The sequence below is a fragment of the Pseudomonas sp. TMW22090 genome (assembly GCF_022496665.1).
GTDB lineage: Bacteria > Pseudomonadota > Gammaproteobacteria > Pseudomonadales > Pseudomonadaceae > Aquipseudomonas > Aquipseudomonas gregormendelii.
This window is the reverse complement of record NZ_SCFH01000004.1, coordinates 518,607-537,718: the sequence shown is the minus strand read 5'-3', so window position 1 is coordinate 537,718 and position 19,112 is coordinate 518,607. Positions and strand designations below refer to the sequence as shown.

The window sequence follows — 19,112 nt, the reverse complement described above, 5'->3', positions numbered from 1 at the left end:
CCTACGGGAATACCGGTGTTTCCAACATTGCGCGTTCCCCACCGATTATTGTGTAGAAGGATACCCCCATGCCCGTCCTGCCTGAACTTGAAGCCTTCCTCGAACTCGCCGAATTCGGCCGTCTCACCGGCAAAAGCCGTCCCATGCACGACCTCACCCCGGAACAGGCTCGCAGCGATTTCGAAGCCTCCTCAAGCTTCCTCGACACCCCACTGACCCACATCAACTGCGAACACTTCACCCTCCCCGCAAGAGACGGCCACAACCTTCCGGCCCGCCTGTACCGCGACGCCAACCCGGTCGAAGGCTTGCAACCCGTCATCCTGTACTTCCACGGCGGCGGCTACGTCGTCGGCAGCCTCGACTCCCACGACGCCCTGTGCCGGCGCCTGGTTGCCCAAGGCGGCTTCGACCTCCTGACGGTCGATTACCGCCTGGCCCCTGAATGGCAATTCCCAACCCCGATCCAGGACGCCTGCGATGCCGCCAACTGGCTGGCCCGAGAAGGCGCCGCCCAGGGCCTGGACGCCACCCGCGCAGCCTTGGCCGGCGACAGCGTCGGTGCAACCCTGGCCACCGTCCTCTCGATTATCGCGATACAAACCCCCGCAGAACTGCAACTCAAACCCAAGGCCCAGGTACTGGTCTACCCCGTCACCGACGCCACCACCAAACGCCCCTCCCACCGGGATTTCGCCGAAGGCTACCTGCTCGAAACCGCAACACTGGACTGGTTCTACAGCCACTACAGCCGCACCCCCGACGACCTCGCTGACTGGCGCTGCTCGCCATTACTGGCACAAGACCTGGCAGGACTCGCACCGGCACTCGTGTACCTGGCCGGGCACGATCCGTTGCACGACGAAGGGCTGGCATACGCCGAACGACTGCGCGAGGCGGGAAATGAAATGACGCTGCTGGAACAACCGGGGATGACCCATGACTTCATGCGCATGGGCGGGTTGTTGAGCGAAGTGGAAGGGATTCACGCGCAAGTGGCGGGGTGGGTGCGGGCAAGATTGTGAGCTGCAGCTTCAACACTCGCGACCCCTCAAACGGGGATTGATTCTCCGGGCAAGTTTGTGTGGTGCGGCGACGAGTGTCATCGCGGGCAAAATTTCGTATGTCTTGAGGACACAACCCAATAGAGTTTTGTTCTTTAAACAGCGATTGATGCTGTGTGTTTAATCGTGCCCATGATTACTTCCTGCAGGCTACAACGCCTTGCGCCATTGCCTACAGGTACGTCAGAATCCGCCGACTTGTGCGCCTTGGGTGCGGGCTCTATCGTTGCGTGGTCACTGGAATACAGTGACCGGGTTTGGTAGCCCGTTTCGTTTTAGGCGCATAGCGTCACCTTACGCAGTCGATCTATCCGGACTCCGTTTTATGGTGGCCATGCGCAGGGCTCCTTCGGGGGCGCCGGGTTCCTAATGCGACCGGTCTACCAACCCGCGTATGGCCGCCACCCATCGTTTGGTAGCGAGGGTGATGGCTCCTTTTTGTATTCGCATTAGGAGTTTCATCTATGTTCAAAGTAACGCCCAACCCGCCGGACACTGATCCGACAACCGCCCCTGATAATTCCGATTCACCCGGCCCCCACCAAACAGCCGCACCCCGGCCCTCGATTGCCGACATCAAAGCCACCCCGCGCAAACTCTGCACGCTGTTCACCGTCAACCCCGAGTTCGACACCGAAACCTTGCTGGCCTATGCCTGCGAGTCGCTGGCGTCGGCCAATGTCATGGCCACCGATTTGGTGGATCAACTGGAGGGCAGTTCGCGCAATGCCTTGTTGGGTATTGCGCAGGTGATCATGCTGGGGGAATTGGCGGTGAATCGGGCGCTGGATCAGCTTGGATGTTCTGAGTAGCTGCTGACGGTCAAAGCTATTAAAGTCAAAATATCGTCCGAACGCGGCCCGAGCCTTCGGCAGCTCCTACGGGATGGTGGGTACACCTGTAGGAGCTGCCGAAGGCTGCGATCTTTTGATCTTGCCGTTCAACCTTCTTCCAAAAAAAATGCCCGCGTCGAAAGAAGCGGGCATTTTCATTTCAGCCTATCGCTCAGAAATCATACTTCGCGGTCAGCTGCAGGTTGCGCGGTTCGCCGTAGAACGTGGTGCCGAAGTTGCCAAGGCCCGACAGGTACTTCTTGTCGAAGACATTGTTGGCATTGACGGTGAAGCTCAGGTGATCGTCGTAGTTGTAGCGGGTCATCAAGTCGACGAGGGTGTAGCCGCCTTGCTTGAGTGAGGTCTCGCCGCCTTCGCCGCCGCCCACGTCCGGGCTGTAGCTCTGGCCGTAGAACGCGCTCTGCCAGCTGATGCCACCGCCGACGGTGACCTGGTTAAGCGCGCCGGGCAGGCGGTAGGTGGTGAACGTGCGGATCACGTGTTCCGGCTTGCTGGTGGCCAGCGGGAAACCGTAGATGCGCTGATGATCCTTGTCGCGGGTGCGGGCGTAGGTGTAGCCGGCCGAAACGTTCCAGTCCGGGGCCAGTTCGCCGGCCATTTCCAGTTCCACGCCATTGGTGGTGGCGCCGTCGGTGGCTTCGAAGATGCCATCGCCGGTGTTCAGATCGGTACCGATCGATTGCGCGACGTTATCCTGCTCGATGCGGAAGAAGGCCAGGCTGGCGTTCAGTTGACCGTCGAGGTAGGCGGCTTTCAGACCGGTTTCGTAGCTGTCGCCTTCAACCGGTGCCAGGGTCGAACCGTTAATGTCCTTGTTGATCTGCGGCTGGTAGATCTTGGTGTAGCTGCCGTAGACCGAGTAGGTCTCGTTCAGGTCGTAGACCACACCGGCGTAGGGCGTGACGACCCCGTGTTCCTTGTAGCTGGCATGGGTGTCGGTCAGGCTGCCACCTGGGTAGTAGGAGTAATCTTCGTTGTACTTGAACGTGCTCAGGCGGCTGCCGAGGATGAACGACAGGTCGTCGGTCGGCCGCAGGCGGGTGGCCAGGTACAGGCCGTTTTGGCTTTGGGTGCGTTCGTACTTGCCGTTCTTCGGAAACTCCTGCTTGGGCAGGGTGCCGTTCCAGTCGTAGATGCTGCCCGGGACCAGTTCAAAGGCACTGGTGTCGTAGGTTGCCCCGGTCTGGCGCGAGTGTGATGCCATGAAGCCGGCAACCAATTCATGCTCGCGGCCACCCAGGGTAAAAGGCCCGGAAACGCTCACGTCAGCGGTGTTCTGCACGCGATGGCCTTCCCAGCGCCCCCAGTACAGAAAGTTACCTTCGCCCGTGGCCCGGTCGGCGTAGCCACCGCTGGCAGAGGCCAGTTGAGTGTCGTGATCAGTGGTTTTCTGGTCGAAGCTGGCTTTGAATTTCCAGTCATTGGCCAGCGCCTGTTCCAGCGAGGCGAAGTAGGTGACGCTGTCGAAATCACGACGGCTCCAGTCTGCGCCCGGGTTGAAACTGCGGGAGAAATCGGTGCGGCCGCCATCGGTGAAGTAGGGCGCATTACCGGTCCAGGAACTGCCGCGCGGCGTCGCGCTGGACTTGTCGACGCCTAGCGTCAGCAGGGTATCGTCGGTCAGGTCGGCTTCGAGGATGCCGTAGAACAGGTCTTTCTTCTGGCTGTAGTGGTCGATGTAGGAATCTTTGTCCTGAAGAGCGCCGACGAAGCGCCCGCGCACAGTGCCGGAGTCGTTCAACGAGCCGGAAATGTCACCTTCGGTGCGGTAGTTGTCCCAAGAGCCGGCGGTGGCGCTGACCGATGCCTTGAAATCCTTGGTCGGCTTCTTGCGCACCAGGTTGACGGTGGCAGACGGGTCGCCCGCGCCGGTCATCAGGCCGGTAGCACCCTTGATGACTTCGACGCGATCGAGGCTGGCCGAGTCGTCGCTGTTGTTGGGGTTTTCGCCGTAGACACCGTCGTACGGCTGGTTGACGCCATCGTACTGGAAGTTGGTGATCGCAAAGCCACGGGCGGAGAACTCGGTACGGTCACTGTCGTACTTTTGCGTGGTCACCCCGGGGGTGTTGCGCAGCACGTCGCCGACGCTCTGCGCGCCGCGATCATCCATCTGCTGGCGAGTCACCACGGTCACCGATTGTGGGGTCTCGCGCAGGGTCAATGGCAGCTTGGTCGCCGTGGTCGTTGCACCGGTGGTGTAGGAGCCGGTGTCTTCGGTGGTCAGGCCCAGCGCCTGGCCGGAAATGGTGGTAGCGCCCAGTTGCAGGCTCGAGCTGCCACCGGACACCAGCGTCACGGTGTTGCCGTTGATCTGGAAAGAGATGCCGCTGCCCTTGAGCAGTTCCGCCAGGGCTTGGGACGGCTCCAGCGAACCGGAGACGGCGCGGGACTTGATCCCGGCGACCTGGTCAGGGCTGTAGAGGATCTGCAGGTTGGTCTGCATGCCCAACTGGGTCAGCGCGCTGGACAGCGGCTGCACCGGGATACTCACTTTTACAGGTGCCGCATTGGCCATCGAGCTCCCCAGCAAGGTGGCGGTCAGCAGTACGCTGGTAAACAGGCTGCGATGCAGCGTCGGGCGCTGTATGGCCAGTGCGAGAGGTGTGCGGCGGGTGAGAGGTCGCATTACTTACCTGAGCTCCTGAGGAATGTTGTACAGATTTTTTTGTTAATAAGAATGATTATTAAGACGGGGCGCGCAGGTAAAACCGGAAAGAAACGTGCAAATAAAATTCGCCGGGGCAGATGAAGCGCTATTTGCGGGAGCGGGCTTGCTCGCCAAAGCGGCACGAGCAAGACCGCTCCCACAGGTGTGTGCAGCCGGTTTTCAGGCCGTGACGGGTTCGGTAACCACCCGACCGCTTTCCATGCGCACCAACTGGTCGGCGACGTCGAAGTAACGGTCGTCGTGGGAGATCACGATGATGGTCTTGCCCAGGCGTTTCAGGTCCGGTAGCAGTTCGGTGTAGAAGATGCGGCGGAAGGTCGGGTCCTGGTCGGCAGCCCATTCATCGAACACCAGCACCGGGCGCTCCTCGAGCCAGGCATTGACCAGTGCCAGGCGTTTGCGCTGACCGGTGGACAGGTCGGTGGTGGTGAAGCTGCCATCCTTGACGCTGACCTTGTGGGCGATCTCCAGGCGCTGCAGGTATTGGTTGGCGTCTTCGGGGATGTGCTGGTCGCCCTGGATCACGTCGTCGAACAGGTAGTAGTCGGCAAAAATGGTGGTGAATAGCTGGCGATAGTCGTCGCGATTGTGCGAGTCAATCGCCTCGCCGTTGACGCGGATTTCACCCTGTTGCGGGGTGTACAGGCCCAGCAGCAACTTGATCAGCGTGGTCTTGCCACAACCGTTTTCGCCGACGATAAAGGTGATGTCGCCTTGCTTGATCGTCAGGTTCACCGGGCCCAGCTGGAACGGCGCGGCACCTTCGGCGGCTGGGAAAGTGAACCGCACATCAGCCAGTTTCAGCTCATGCACCGCCTGTTTGACCTGGCCCTGATCGCTGAGGAGCAAGTGCGGCTCAGGGGTGGAAAATTGCTCGGACAGCTCGGCGATCCGGCGGAACGCGATTTGCGCGCGACTGACGATCGGCAGGGTGCTGATCAGGTGCTCCAGAGGGCCTTTCATGTACAGCAGCACCAGCACAAAGCCGCTCATCACGGTCTTGTCGGCGCTGGGCCAGTAGGTTTGCAGCGCCAGGGCCAGGCCGATGACCACGAAGAACAGCATGGAGCCGAAGGTCTTGGCGATGACGAAGGTGTTGATCGAGCGCACCTGGGTGTTGCAGATGAATTCGGCGGTGGCCTTGATGCCCGAGACGTACATGCGCTGGCGGCGAGGGCGATGAATGCGCAGCTCCTTGGCGCCTTCGGCGATCGCGTTGTAGTGCTTTTGCAGCTCGTCCTCGGCATCGCGGGCGGCCATGAACCCTTGCACACCCTTGCTCTGGGCATAGGCCTGGATCGCCGTGCCGATCAGGATCGCGGCCACCATGATCAGGAACATCGGCCACGACAGGATGGCCAGGTAGCCCATGCACCCCAGGGTCACCGTGAGCGAAATCGCCAGTGGTGCGAAGGCGAAGGCGAAGTCGCTGATGGTGTCGACGTCATGGGTCAGCACCGGGATCAGGCGATGGCTGCGGTAGCGCTCGATCTGCTCGATGGGGGCCGAGAGGACCTTCTCGCCCAGCTGTTTGCGCAGCTTGGCGATGATGTGCTGGCCGACGTAGTTGGTGCCGATATCCGAGCAGATCGAACTGGCCAGCGCCAGCAGGCACAGGCCGGCGAACAGTGCGACCACACCCTGGGTCAAACCTGTTTCGGAGTGCAGCGCGTTGTTGATGGTCGCCAGCAACACCGTGACGCTCAGGCCGCCAACCATGCCCAGGAAGATGGAGGCGGCGACGATCAGCCGAAAGGGTTTCAACAGGGCGAACAATTCGCCGATGGCGCCACGGGGAGGAGGCTGGGTCATGGAAGACGGTTCCTTGGGTGTAAAGGCAGATACCCAGTAGAACGTCTGGTGCGGGGGTTAATTTAGCAGGGCAGCTCCTACAGATCGCGCACTACGCGAAACCCGATCCAGTCCCCACGCTCTTGCGGGTATTGGCTGTTGCGATTGCCCGAGCGGGAAAACACCGGCGCTTCGCCCCAGTCGTTGCCGCGAATCCGTACGGCCTCGCAATTGGCTTCGAGCCAGGCGCTGCCATCGGCAGGCGCGCCGACGTAGTTGGGGTGTTCGCAGTCCTGCACCCACTCATAGACATTGCCGTGCATGTCATACATGCCGAAGGCATTGGCCGGGTAGCTGCCCACCGGCGAGCTGTAGCTGTAGCCGTCGGCCGGGCCATAGGTGTTGGCGTGGCTGGCGATGCTGTAGGCCTTGCCCTCGTCGAACGGAAAAGGGAAGGGGCCCTGGCTGCCACCGCGGGCGGCGTATTCGCGTTGGGCCTCGCTGACCATGTGGTAGGTCTGGCCGGTCTTTTTCGACAGCCAGGCAACGTAGTTCTTCACGTCATCGAAGTTCATGCACACCGCCGGCTGGCGCGCGCCCTGGGGATAGCGTGGCTTGCTGGCAATGCATTCGCGTCCGGGGCGGGTGTCGCCATTGGCGATGGTCACGCCACTTTCGCGCACGTAGCTGTCCCACTCGCCGGCGGTGACCTGGAAGCGGCTCATGGCGAATGGCTTGGCGAAGGTCACCTCGTGCATCGGGCCCTCGTCGGGTTCGCGGCCGACTTCGTCTTCCGGCGTGCCCATGGTGAAAGTGCCGGCGGGCAGCACGACCATTTCCGGGCAGTCGCGGCAGTCCTTGAATACGTTGCCCGGTGGCGGCGCGGCGGCCGCTTGGGCGGTGGTCGGGGCCAGTGCGGCGATGAGTGCGGTGAGGGCGAGTGCCTTGAGCGGCAGGACTATCAGATTGCTTTTCATGGGTGTCTCGTCGAAAGAAAAATTGAGGGCGTGGACATTCCCCTGTGGGCGCGAGCAAGTGCGCTCCCACAAGGAGTACGTGTCATACCGAAGGGCAGGCATCAGATGGTGTTGCCCAACAAGGCCATGAAGCGGTCGATCTCGTGTTCGCTGTTGAGCAGGCCAGGCGCAATGCGAATGACCGGGCCGACATCGCGGTCCACCGAGTCGCACACCACTCGGTTCTTCATCAGCTGTGCGGCGACCTGTTCGCAGTCGCGCCCCTTGACCCGGAAGAAGCTGAAGCCGGCGGACAGGTCCGGGCTCAAGGGGGTGACCAGTTCCATCTGCGGGTGCTCCAGCAGGCGATTCTTGGCATAGGTGTTCAGCCCATGGATGCGTGCCTGCACCTGGGCCTTGCCCAGTTCCAGGTGCAGCTTGAACGCCTCATCCAGCGCCCAGCGATGTTCAAAGCTGTGGTAGCCACCGGGGGTCATGATGGTCGAGAAAGCGGTAGCTTCGGAAAAGGTCGGTATGGTCGGCGTCACGTCCTTGAGCTCGGCCGAGCGGGCGCAGATGATCCCGGTGCCGCGCGGGCCGAACATCCATTTATGGGTGCCGGCAATAAAGAAGTCGCAGTGCATGTCGGGAAAATCCAGATCGTCGACGCCAAAACCATGCACGCCGTCAACCACATACAGGATGCGATCCTGGTCCGCACGGTTGCGGTTTTGTTCTTGCACCAGCTTGCCGATTTCAGCAATGGGCAGCTTCACGCCGGAACCTGATTGCACCCAGGTCATGCCCAGTACCCGGGTGTTGGGGCGTATGCCCTTGGCAATCGAACCCAGCACTTCATCCACCGACACCTCGCGGCTGTTCTCGAACAACTTGAGCTTGCGCACTTTCACGCCGTCTTTCTGCTGGCGGTAGTCCAGCGCGTAGTGGGTTGCGTAATGCTCGTGCTCGGTGGTGAGGATTTCCTGATCCGCACGCACATGGATGCCGCCGTAGATCAGCGACAAGCCTTCGGTGGTGCTGCCGGTGAGGGCGATCTGTTCGGGCCTGGCGTTGAGGTAGCGTGCGGCCCATTCGCGCACTTGCTGTTCGCGCTTCTCGGTTTCCCCCAGGTCCCAGTCCATGGCCCGGCCGGGGTTGCGATCAAGGTGGGCGCGATGCCTCTCGATGGCCTCGCGCACGGGCCTTGGGTGCGAAGTCACCAGGAAGTTGGCGAAGTGCAGGTAGTCGGGGTCCTGGTGGAACAGCTGGCGCAACTGCGCCCATTTGTCTTTCGGCAACGGCGCCGGATTAGCCGCCAGGGCCGGCAGGCCTGCAGCGGCACCCAGGGGCAGGCCCGCCGCGAGGATGCCGGCCTGCTTGAGGAATGATCGACGGTTGGTCATGGGTCAGGTTCGCTTTTGCAAAGTGGGCATCAGTTGTTCGCCAGCGGTTTCGACGACTGCTGTACCTGGTCCCACACCCGCAGGAAATTGCCGCCCCAGAGTTTGGCGATGTCGGCTTCGCTGTAGCCGCGACTGATCAGCTCCGCCGTCACGTTGCGGGCTTCGCTGACATCTTTCCAGCCGTCCAGACCGCCGCCGTCGTTGAAGTCCGAGCTGATGCCGACATGGTCGATGCCGATTTTTTTCACGGCGTAGTCGATGGCGTCGCCGTAGTCCTTGAGGGTGGCTTTGGGCTCTTCGTCGACTATTGCGTACAGCTGGCTGGCGTACTCGCCGAAGCGTTGCTCCGGCCAGACGGTGATGATCGGGTCGCCGGGCATCAAGGCCATCTCCAGCCCCTGCAGCGGTTGCAGGTCGAAGCGTGCGCGCAAGGCGTTGAGCTTGTCCTGGGTCGCCTGGCTGAGCGGGCGGATGTAGGTCGGGAAGCCAACGATCTGGACCACGCCGCCGCTCTGCTTGATCAGCTGCATCTCCGCGTCGCTGAGGTTGCGCGGGATGTCCACCAGCGCCCGTGGCGCCGAGTGCGAGGCCACCATCGGTGTGCGGCTTAGTTGCGCGACTTGCTCCAGGGCTTTGGTCGACATTTGCGACACGTCGATGATCACCCCGAGGTCGTTGAGCCGGTGCACGGCCTGCTTGCCGGTCTCCGACAGGCCGCCGAGGGCGTCGCGCGAGTCGTTGAAAAACGGTAGCGGCCGCGAGGAGTCAGCCCAGGCGTTGTTGCCCACGTAGCTGAAGCCAAACATGCGCATGCCGCGCGCAGCCCACTTGTCCAGGGCGCTGAGGTCGTTGCCCAGCGGATAAGCATTGAGCATGCTCATGAAGATGGCGAACTTGCCTTCGCCATGCAGGCGCCGGAAGTCATCCGGGGTGTAGGCGATGGCGACCTGGTTGGGAAAGTCGCGCACCAGGGTGCTGATGATCTTGTAGCGGGTTTCCTGCTCGAATCGCGCCTCGTCGACAAAGCCCGCAGTGGGGCGGTGCGGCGCGTTTTCACCATTCCAGATTTCCGGCCAGCCGAAAATGGTCAGGGCCGCGCCGGACAGGCGCCCGCGTGCGGTCTTGACCAGGTCGAACTGGCCGTTGCCATCCTTGTCGGCCTCGTTGCCGGCGGTGCCGAAGTCGAGCGGTAGGGTGACGTGGCTGTCGAAGGAGAGGATGCGCTCTTGCAGTTCATCGGCTTGCTTCATCACCTTGACCGGGTAGCCGGGGTTGTCCTTGAACCAGTAGCCCCAGGCCGCAAAGCCGGCTCCGGCGCTGATGGCCAGCACCAGCGGCAGGCCGATGTAGAGCGCCTTTTTCGAACGTGGTTTTGTCATTGCCATCTCAGTCAGGTTCGCCGGCCGCAGGGGCCATCTGGGAAGAACGGTTATCTGGGAAGAACGATTGACCGGTGGGAAAATTTAGATGAGCGTGCGGGCCCATATGGGGATCCCTGTGGGAGCAAGGCTTGCCCGCGATGCGCTTAAATTCTTGAAGGCAACAAACGTTCTAGCTTGGATAAAGCCTGCTTAATGGCTGACACAGGTAGGGCAATGACGATTTCTCGACGATGGTTCATGGCAGGCCTGGCGCTGACCGGTGCCGCCGTGCCTGCGGCTTTTTATGGGCATCGTGAATGGACCCGGCCGGACCCGACGATCACCCCCGGCGAAGCGACGTTCGACGTGGCGGATGTCGCTGGCCAGCACCTGGCGGACACGCTGCGCGGTGTCTGGCAGATCCGCTTCGAGGGCCATGATGCCGGTATCGAAGGCTTGCCCCGGGACGGCCTGGAGCTGTTTCTCGACATCGGCCACAAGGGCCGCGGCCTCATCGGTTACCTCGACACCGCCGAGCGCTTGCGCGCCACTGCAGCGCCACGCTACCGGGTGCTGGGTGACCTGGCGGATGCCAAGCCCGCCGAGCTCAGCTGGCGCTTGATCAGCGCCAATGCCCTGCACGACACCCCGGATTACGAATTCAGCATGTCCCTGGATGAAGTCTGGGCGGGCTTCGGCAACGCCGGCAGCGCGACGCTCAGCGGCCGGGTGTTGAACCTGGATCGGCCCTTGATGATGACTGCCCAGGACAATCGTTTTATCGCGCTCAAGCGGGTGTTTCCCGAAGCGCGTGAGCGCACCGGCCTCAACCCCACGCTGCTGGCCTGGCTGATTTCGCCGGAGCATCGGCTGTTCCACCAGCTGTGGCACGCCTCCCGGGACAAGTGGCATACCTTGTCCGAAGACAAGCGCAACGCCCTGCGCGGCATCGGCTGGCAGCCCGGGCCGCGGAACAAAGAGCGCGATGCCCGGGGCACGCGCAAGGATCGCAATGGCTCCGGTGTGGATTTTTTCTTCATGCACCGGCACATGCTCGGTACGGCGCGCTCCATGCAGGATCTGCCGTCGTGGCCGCATTTTCCCCTGCCGCAGCCGGAACTGGCGCGGGATCGAGTCGGCTTCGCCCGCTACTTCGACAATCACGATGGCACGTCTTTGCCGCCCACCTGGCTGGCCGACGACGATGCCGAGTACTCGCAGTGGGTGGCCGACATCAAGACGGCCGAGACCTACCACAGCAATTTCCAGGTGTGGGAGTCGCGTTATCGTGATCCACGTTACCTGTCGAAGCTGACACTGGGGCAGTTCGGTTCCGAGGTCGAGTTGGGCCTGCACGACTGGCTGCACATGCGCTGGGCCTCGGTGCCGCGCGATCCGTCCAATGGCCAGCCGGTGCCGTTTGCCCGTGACCCCTCGGACTTTTCCGCGCGCTGGTTTGCCGCAGAGAACGATTTTCTCGGCGACCCCTTTTCCTCCCATGTGAGCCCGGTATTCTGGCATTTTCACGGCTGGATCGATGATCGACTGGAAGACTGGTTCCGCGCCCACGAGCGTTTTCATCCGGGGCAGGTCAGTCGCCTGGAGGTCAATGGCGTGGCGTGGTTTGCGCCGGGGCGCTGGGTTGAGGTGGATGACCCGTGGCTGGGCCCGGGGACTCATGGTTGCAGCACCACGCCGGGTTTGCAGGCGGGCAAGTCAATGGAGATGGACCCGGAAACCATGAAGCTGGCGCTGCGCATTACCTTTGGTGAGGATGAGCAGAAACTGGCCGGGCTGTTGCGCAAGGTACCGCAGCGGCCCTGGTATGCGCGGCATTTGAAGGCCAGGAAAAGCCAGGCTTGAAGACCGCGTTATCGTTCATCGCGGGCTAGCCTTGTTCCCACAGAAGCTTGCTCCCACAGGCTCAGTGTATGTCCCCATCATGCGGCACACGCCATACCTTTGGGAGCAAGGCTTGCCGGCGAAGGGGGCCTCATGGACACGCCCATCACTGCGCTCGCCACCCTCCACCCAACGCCTTGTACAGCGCTACACTGGCCTGCAACCGCGCCAGCCGCAGCTGTACATTCAGGTCTTGCGCCGCATACAAGGTACGCTGGGTCTCCAGCACCGTCAGCAAATCCTCGGCCCCGGCCTGATAGCGATTCTGCGCGATGTTGAACGCCGTCTGGGCCTGGTTCAGCTCCTCCCCTTGCCACTGCCGCTGCTGATCCAGCCCGCGAATGCTGTTCAGGGCTTTTTCCACGTCGGCGAAACCATTGATGATCGCCCCGCGATAGTTCTCCAGAAGCTCTTCCTGGCGAGCCGTGGCCTTGTCACGTTCGGCGCCCAGGCGCCCATTGTTGAACACCGGTGCGAGCAATCCTGCGGTGAGGTTGTAGAACGGGCTGCGCAGGATATCCGCCGCGTGATCGGCGCCTGAACCCAGGTCGGCACTCAGGGTGACCGTGGGCAGCATGGCCGCCCGGGCGACGGTCACGTCGGCCTGTGCGGCCGCCAGCTGCGCTTCTGCCCTGGCGATGTCCGGGCGACGGCTGAGCAGCTCGCTGGGCACGCCGGCGGCGATGGTGGGCCATACCAGTTGATCGAAGCGCTCCTGGCCCAACGACAGCTGTTGCACTGGCTGGCCAAGGAGGGCAGCGAGGTTGACCTGCGCCTCCTGGGCCTGCTGCTGCACCAGCGGCAATTGCCGTTGCTGCGCCGCCACCAGGCTCTTCTGCTGCGCCAGTTCCAGTGCCGTGGCCGAGCCCGAGTCGTAACGGGTCTGCACCAGGTCAAGCACGCTCCGGGCGTTGGCCAGGTTCAACTCGGCGATGCGCTGCTGTTCGCGCAGAGACAAGGTTTGTGCATAACCATTGGCGACGCTGCTCTGCAGGGTCAACTCGACCGTGGCCTGATCGAATTCGCTGGCCTGCAGCGCAAATAGCGCACTGTCGCGAGACGCACGCTGGCCGCCCCAAAAATCGATTTCGTAGCTGGCACTGAGATTGGCGTCGAAGTAGTCCACCGCCTTGTTACTGCTGTCGGCGTCCAGCTGGCTGTAACCATTACCGCGCAGCAGCTTCTGGCGATTGCCATTCAGGCCGGCCTTGAGCTCAGGTAACTGCGAGCCGGCGGCCACCACCGTCTCGGCCTGGGCCTGACGGACCCGGGCCATCGCCGCCGCCAGGTCGAAACTGCCCACGCGGGCCTGTTCCACCAGCAGGCCAAGCTGCGGGCTGCCGAACTGCGACCACCACTGCGTATTGCTGCGGGCGGCGCCATTATTGTGCGGCGATTGCCAGGCGGCAGGGGGCTGCAGGCCACTGTCTGGACGCTGGGCGGGAGTGCCGCAGGCGCTGAGCAACAGGCAGACAGTTAAGAGGCGGAGTGGCGGCTTCATAAATCGATCATTCACTGGTAAGGGCCGTGACCGGGTCGAGTCGGGCAGCTTTGCGGGCCGGCATGAAGCCGAAGACAACACCGGTGACCAGGGCGCAGCCAAAGGCGCCGAGCACCGCTATCAAGGAGAACGCGACCGCCACTTCACTGAGAATCAGCACGCCGCCGACGATCAGCGCCAGGGCGATGCCGGCGAGCCCGCCGACCACCGAGAGCATCACGGCCTCAGTCAGGAACTGGCGCAGAATGTCGCGCTGACGGGCACCGGTGGCCATGCGGATACCGATCTCGCGGGTGCGCTCGCGGACAGTCATGAGCATGATGTTCATCACGCCAATCCCGCCCACCAGCAAGGAGATCGCGGCAATCGAACCGAGCATCAGCGACAGGGTATTTTGCGTGCGCGCTTCGGCCTGGATCATCGCCGCGTTGTTGGTCAGTTCGAAATCTTTCTTGCCGTTATGCAGGCGCAACATCAACTGCTCGATGGCCTGTTCGGTTTCCTTGACCTTGCGCGCATCAGCCGCGGCGATGGCGATGTACTCCGGGTTCTGGGTGCCGAACAGGCGCACACTCGCCGCTGAATACGGAATGGCAATGCGGTCGTCGCTGTCGGAATCGCCGGAGCTGGCGCCTTTTTCCGCGAGCACGCCGACCACCTGGAACGGCACGTTTTCGATGAGGATGTACTGGCCGATCGGGTTGGCGACATTCTTCAGCAGCTTGTGCCGCACCTTGTGGCCAATCACAGCGACCGCCGCAGCGTTCTGTTCGTCCGCCTCGGTAAAGTAGCTGCCTTCGACCACGGGCCAGTTGAAGATCGCCGGGAAGTTGGTGTCGTTGCCACCGACGTAGCTCAGGTGGTCCAGGTTGCCAAAACGCACCCCGGCTTCCTGGCCGTTGACCGGCATGATGCGGGTCACCTGCGGCAGGCTGCCGACCGCCTTGACCTCGTCCAGGGTGACGATGCCCAAGGGTGTCCGCGGGTTCGGCGATGAGCCGCTGAGGTAAATGATGTTGGAACCGAATGCACCCATCTGCGCCATGACCTGGCGTTTGCTGCCTTCCCCAACGGCCAGCATCACCACCACCGATGCGACGCCGATGATGATCCCCAGCAGGGTCAGCGCGGTGCGAAAGCGGTTGATCCACATCACTCGCCAGGCGGCTTGCACCGCGTCCACCAGTTCACCTTTCCAGGCGCCAGTGGCTTCGGCGCCCTCGGCCAGGCGCTTGCGCAGGTCCACCGCCTGCAGCGCGCCAGGATTGGCCGAGGTCTGCACCTGGGGATTGTCCAGCGCGCTGTCGCTGATGATCAGCCCGTCGCGAATTTCAATGATGCGCTTGGCCCGCGCCGCCACTTCGCGATCGTGGGTGATCAGGATGACCACGTGGCCCTGGCTCGCCAGTTCGTCGAGCAGGGTCATGACCTCGGCGCCGCTGTGGCTGTCGAGGGCGCCAGTGGGTTCGTCGGCGAGGATGATATGGCCGCCGTTCATCAAGGCGCGGGCAATCGACACCCGTTGCTGCTGGCCGCCGGAAAGCTGGTGCGGACGATTGCCGGTGCGTGAGGCCAGACCCAGGCGGTCGAGCAGGGCGGCTGCGCGTGCGTGCCTTTGGGCCGCTGGCGTGCCGGCATAAATGGCCGGCATCTCGACATTTTCCTGGGCGGAGCCAGACGGAATCAGGTGGTAACCCTGGAAGACGAACCCGAAGGCTTCACGGCGCAGCCAGGCCAGCTCGTCGCTGTCGAGGCCGGCGACATTTTCTCCGGCGAAGCGGTACTCACCCGAGGTCGGGCGGTCGAGGCAGCCGAGGATATTCATCAGGGTCGACTTGCCGGAGCCGGAGGCGCCAACGATCGCCACGAACTCCCCGGCGTGGATCGACAGGTCGATACCGCGCAACACGTGGACTTCAGGGGCGTCGCCACCGCCATAGGATTTGCGAATGTCCTGCAGGTCGATCAGGGGCGTCAGCATTCAGCCGCCACTCCCGCTGGCCGTGCCGATGAGCAGGTGATCACCTTCCTCCAGGCCGTCGAGGATCTGCACCCGCAGGCGGTCGCTGATGCCAGTGCGCACAATGCGTTGCTGCAGGCTGCCATTTTCAGCGACAACCTGGGCGGTCTGCTGGTCGGCCTGGGTACCGGCTTGCAGGGCGGCGATGGGGGCGGTGAGGACATTCCTGGCCTGGTCGGAGACGAAAAATACCTGGGTGGTCATCTCCGCCATCAGGGCGTTGTCGGCGTTGTCGACGTCGAGCAACACGGTGTACAAGACCACTCGCGCGCTGCCGCTCTTGCTCGAACTGGCCGGGCTGCCACCGCCCTGGCTGGTTTGGTCCAGAGGTTTGGGCGGCACCGGAAGTATCTGCCGTACGGTGCTGCTCCAGCGGCGGTTGCCGCCGCTCAAGGTGGTGAACCAGGCCTGCATGCCGGGTTTGACGTGGCCGATATCGGCCTCCGAAACTTCGGCCCAGACCGTCATCGGCGACAACTTGGCGATGCGCAGAATCAGCGGAGTTTGCTGTTGGGCGTTGAGGGTCTGGCCTTCCCGGGCGTCCAGGGCGACGACGGTGCCGGCCATCGGCGCATAGATGCGGGTGTAGCCAAGTTCCGCCTGATCGCTGCGCAGGCTGGCCTGGGCCTGGCGAATCTGTGCCTGGAACATGTCGATGCGCGCCTGGGTGGCGCGCAGTTCGGCCTGGGCCGTTTGCACGTCTTCTTCGCGGGTTGCCCCGCCAGCCTTGAGCTGCTGCTGGCGCTGGAATTTTTGCCGCGCCAGCGCGTGCTGGGCCCGCTGTTCTTCAAGCTGCGCTTTGAGATTTTCAATCGAGAAGCGCCCGGCATCGAGCCTGGCCTGTTGGGTGGACGGATCAATTTCCACCAGCAACTGACCTTCCTTGACCACGTCACCGACCTCCGCGTGGATCTTCTGGATCTGCCCGGAAGCCTGGGCGCCGACGTCGACATAGCGCCGGGGTTGCAGGGTGCCCAGCGCGGTGACACTGCTTTCGATGTCACCCCGGGTGACCTGCACGGTGGCGAACTTGTCCCGACCGGGCGGGATCATCTGCCAGGCGGCGACGGCGATAACGGGAATCAGACACAGGGCTGCAAGCAGGGCGCGTCGGGTGTGTCGGGGACGTTTCATGCAGGGTTCCGGCCAATGGAAATCGACCCGTCGTGCGCTCTGCCGGTGAGTATCCGGCGATAGTTGAACGCTGCCGGCAGGCCGGCAGAGACGGGGAGCTGTCCTTAATACGAGAAATGCCGCAGCGAATTTAGGCGCGGACACATGTGGGCACACATATAGACCATGACAATTTGTCGGGCAAGATCAAGCAATACTTTAAATCTATATGAGAATTACTATAAATTACGCGCCTCGCTCTGCCACTATCTTGCCACTGCCTATTTCGGCGGTCGGCGGGGTGGCTCAAGGATTGAATCCGCACCCATGCGGCTGGGAGTCATGTTGGAGAACTACTATCGGGAGCTGGTGTGTTTCCTGAACGCCAAGCTAGGCAACCGTCAGGTGGCTGAAGACGTGGTGCATGACGCCTATCTGCGTGTACTTGAACGCTCCAGCACCACACCGATCGAACAACCGCGGGCCTTTCTCTATCGCACTGCGCTCAACCTGGTGATCGACGATCACCGACGCAATGCCCTGCGCCAGGTCGAGTCGCTGGAAGTGCTCGATAGCGAGGAGCGCTACTTCACCCCGTCGCCCCACAACAGCCTTGACCACGGCCAGCGCCTGGAAATGCTCCAGCGCGCCTTGTCGGAACTGCCCCGGCTGTGCCGGGAGAGCTTTATGCTGCGCAAGATCGATGGCCTGTCCCATCCCGAAATTGCCGAGCACCTGGGCATTTCCCGAGCCCTGGTGGAAAAACACATCGTCAATGCGATGAAACATTGCCGGGTGCGGATGCGGCAATGGGATGGCCATTGACCCTGACGCTCTCGTCAAGGGTAAGTATTAAATTTTGTTTCACTGTCCTCGTTTCCTATCAACAGACGACCTGGCACTCGCCGCCTAGGTCACTCAGCTTTTTCTCCCCGCTGTTGAGGGGCTCATCCAGAGGACACTGGAAATGACACAGGCAATTGCATCGCCCATCGTTCACGACCTGATTGGCGTCGGTTTCGGCCCTTCGAACCTGGCACTGGCCATCGCCTTGCAAGAGCGTGGGCCGACCCAGGGTGAACTGGACGTACTGTTCCTCGACAAACAGGCCGATTACCGCTGGCACGGCAATACCCTGGTCACCCAGAGCGAGCTGCAGATCTCCTTCCTCAAGGACCTGGTGACCCTGCGCAACCCCACCAGCCCTTACTCGTTCGTCAATTACCTCAAGCACCACGGGCGCCTGGTGGACTTCATCAACCTCGGCACTTTTTACCCGTGCCGCATGGAGTACAACGACTACCTGCGCTGGGTCGCCGCGCAGTTCGACGCGCAGAGCCGCTACGGTGAAGAAGTGCTGACCATCGAGCCGGTGCTGCACAACCAGCAGGTCGAGGCGCTGCGAGTGATCTCCCGTGACGCACAGGGCCAGCAGCACGTGCGCACCGCCCGTTCGGTGGTGGTCAGCGCCGGCGGGACCCCGCGCATCCCCGAGGCGTTCAAGTCACTCAAGGGCGATAGCCGGGTGTTCCATCATTCGCAATACCTGGCGCAGATGGCCCGTCAGCCTTGCGTGAACAACCAGCCAATGAGCATCGCGATCATTGGCGGCGGCCAGAGCGCGGCAGAAGCTTTTATCGATCTTAACGACAGCTTCCCGTCGGTGCAGGTGGACATGATCCTGCGCGGCTCGGCGTTGAAACCGGCGGATGACAGCCCCTTCGTCAACGAAGTGTTCTCGCCGGAATTCACCGACCTGGTGTTCCAGCAGGCCAGCACTGAACGTGAGCGGCTGGTGAACGAGTACCACAACACCAACTATTCGGTGGTGGACATTGACCTGATCGAGCGCATCTACGGCATTTTCTATCGCCAGAAAGTCTCCGGCATCGCCCGCCACGCTTTCCGCACCCTGACCACCATCGAAAAAGCCAGCGCCACCGAGCGCGGCATCGAGCTGGCGGTGCGCAACAACGCCACCGGTGAAGTCACGGTTCGCCTGTACGACGCCGTGGTGCTGGCCACCGGTTACGAACGCCAGATGCACCGCAAACTGCTGGCGCCGCTGGAACAATACCTGGGCGAGTTCGAGGTGGATCGCCACTACAAACTCATCACCGACGAGCGCTGCAAAGCGGGCATTTACATGCAGGGATTTTGTCAGGCCAGCCACGGACTGAGCGACACCTTGCTGTCAATCCTGCCGATTCGCGCAGACGAGATTGCCGGGTCGTTGTATGAGCATGGCAAGAATCGTGGGCATAGCCGCTCGGTGGTGGATTTGTTGTTGGCGACGGCTAGCTGAGATTCCAGAGGTTAGTTCCAAACGCTTTTGTGGGAGCAAAGCTGGCTCGCGATTTCTGTCAGGCATTCAACATTTGAACTGACGGGTACAACGCCATCGCGAGCAAGCTTTGCTCCAACATCAATGATCCACCGCCATCGCCCCTAGCCGCGCTCCTGCAGGGTTAGCGCG

General features: G+C 62.3%; 13 protein-coding genes. 5 read left to right on the top strand and 8 right to left on the bottom strand.

Translation table 11 applies throughout. The annotated features are described in order from the left end of the window. Positions 1-68 precede the first annotated feature (68 nt). Both EQV97_RS15040 and EQV97_RS15035 read left to right on the top strand, forming a co-directional pair. Complete coding sequence (locus EQV97_RS15040; RefSeq protein WP_240889174.1) at positions 69-1,025, top strand: alpha/beta hydrolase; 957 nt, start codon at positions 69-71, stop codon at positions 1,023-1,025. Positions 1,026-1,528: 503 nt separating this feature from the next. Further along, positions 1,529-1,876 carry a DUF6124 family protein gene (locus tag EQV97_RS15035; protein ID WP_240889173.1) on the top strand — a complete coding sequence of 116 codons (348 nt, stop codon included), beginning with the start codon at positions 1,529-1,531 and terminating at the stop codon, positions 1,874-1,876. A gap of 193 nt (positions 1,877-2,069) precedes the next feature. On the opposite strand, the gene EQV97_RS15030 is transcribed toward EQV97_RS15035, so the two are convergent. The 5 genes from EQV97_RS15030 to pvdM form a co-directional block, all read right to left on the bottom strand. Further along, positions 2,070-4,547: a TonB-dependent siderophore receptor gene (locus tag EQV97_RS15030; RefSeq protein ID WP_240889172.1), complete on the bottom strand. Its 2,478-nt coding sequence runs from the start codon at positions 4,545-4,547 to the stop codon at positions 2,070-2,072. Positions 4,548-4,748: 201 nt separating this feature from the next. Next, the gene (locus EQV97_RS15025) at positions 4,749-6,401 is read right to left on the bottom strand and encodes a cyclic peptide export ABC transporter (RefSeq protein ID WP_240889171.1); all 1,653 of its coding nucleotides are present in this window, start codon (positions 6,399-6,401) and stop codon (positions 4,749-4,751) included. A 77-nt stretch (positions 6,402-6,478) separates the two neighbouring features. Continuing rightward, a complete protein-coding gene (locus EQV97_RS15020) occupies positions 6,479-7,357 on the bottom strand; it encodes a formylglycine-generating enzyme family protein (protein WP_122838677.1) in 879 nt (292 codons plus the stop codon). Between the two features lie 101 nt (positions 7,358-7,458). Then, positions 7,459-8,739: an aminotransferase class V-fold PLP-dependent enzyme gene (locus tag EQV97_RS15015; protein ID WP_240889170.1), complete on the bottom strand. Its 1,281-nt coding sequence runs from the start codon at positions 8,737-8,739 to the stop codon at positions 7,459-7,461. Positions 8,740-8,768: 29 nt separating this feature from the next. Then, on the bottom strand, positions 8,769-10,118 hold the full coding sequence (gene pvdM, locus EQV97_RS15010) for a pyoverdine-tailoring dipeptidase-like protein PvdM (protein WP_240889169.1): 1,350 nt from the start codon (positions 10,116-10,118) through the stop codon (positions 8,769-8,771). A 216-nt stretch (positions 10,119-10,334) separates the two neighbouring features. Between pvdM and EQV97_RS15005 the strand changes: the two genes are divergently transcribed. Continuing rightward, positions 10,335-11,963 (top strand): PvdJ/PvdD/PvdP-like protein, encoded by a 1,629-nt coding sequence (locus tag EQV97_RS15005; protein ID WP_225570899.1) that lies wholly within the window; start codon positions 10,335-10,337, stop codon positions 11,961-11,963. Positions 11,964-12,108: 145 nt separating this feature from the next. Here the strand turns inward: EQV97_RS15005 and EQV97_RS15000 are convergent, their stop codons facing one another. The 3 genes from EQV97_RS15000 to EQV97_RS14990 are packed head-to-tail and all read right to left on the bottom strand — an operon-like array spanning position 12,109 to position 16,657. Next, positions 12,109-13,503, bottom strand: coding sequence for an efflux transporter outer membrane subunit (locus tag EQV97_RS15000; protein ID WP_240889168.1), 1,395 nt, complete (start codon positions 13,501-13,503; stop codon positions 12,109-12,111). A gap of 7 nt (positions 13,504-13,510) precedes the next feature. Continuing rightward, complete coding sequence (locus EQV97_RS14995) at positions 13,511-15,484, bottom strand: MacB family efflux pump subunit (protein ID WP_240889167.1); 1,974 nt, start codon at positions 15,482-15,484, stop codon at positions 13,511-13,513. Further along, positions 15,485-16,657 (bottom strand): efflux RND transporter periplasmic adaptor subunit, encoded by a 1,173-nt coding sequence (locus tag EQV97_RS14990; protein ID WP_122838683.1) that lies wholly within the window; start codon positions 16,655-16,657, stop codon positions 15,485-15,487. 321 nt (positions 16,658-16,978) lie between these two features. On the opposite strand from EQV97_RS14990, the gene EQV97_RS14985 reads away from it, so the two are divergent. Further along, complete coding sequence (locus EQV97_RS14985) at positions 16,979-17,461, top strand: sigma-70 family RNA polymerase sigma factor (RefSeq protein WP_122838719.1); 483 nt, start codon at positions 16,979-16,981, stop codon at positions 17,459-17,461. Between the two features lie 142 nt (positions 17,462-17,603). Beyond that, positions 17,604-18,941, top strand: a complete 1,338-nt coding sequence (locus EQV97_RS14980) for a SidA/IucD/PvdA family monooxygenase (protein ID WP_122838684.1) — start codon at positions 17,604-17,606, stop codon at positions 18,939-18,941. The last annotated feature ends 171 nt before the right edge of the window (positions 18,942-19,112 follow it).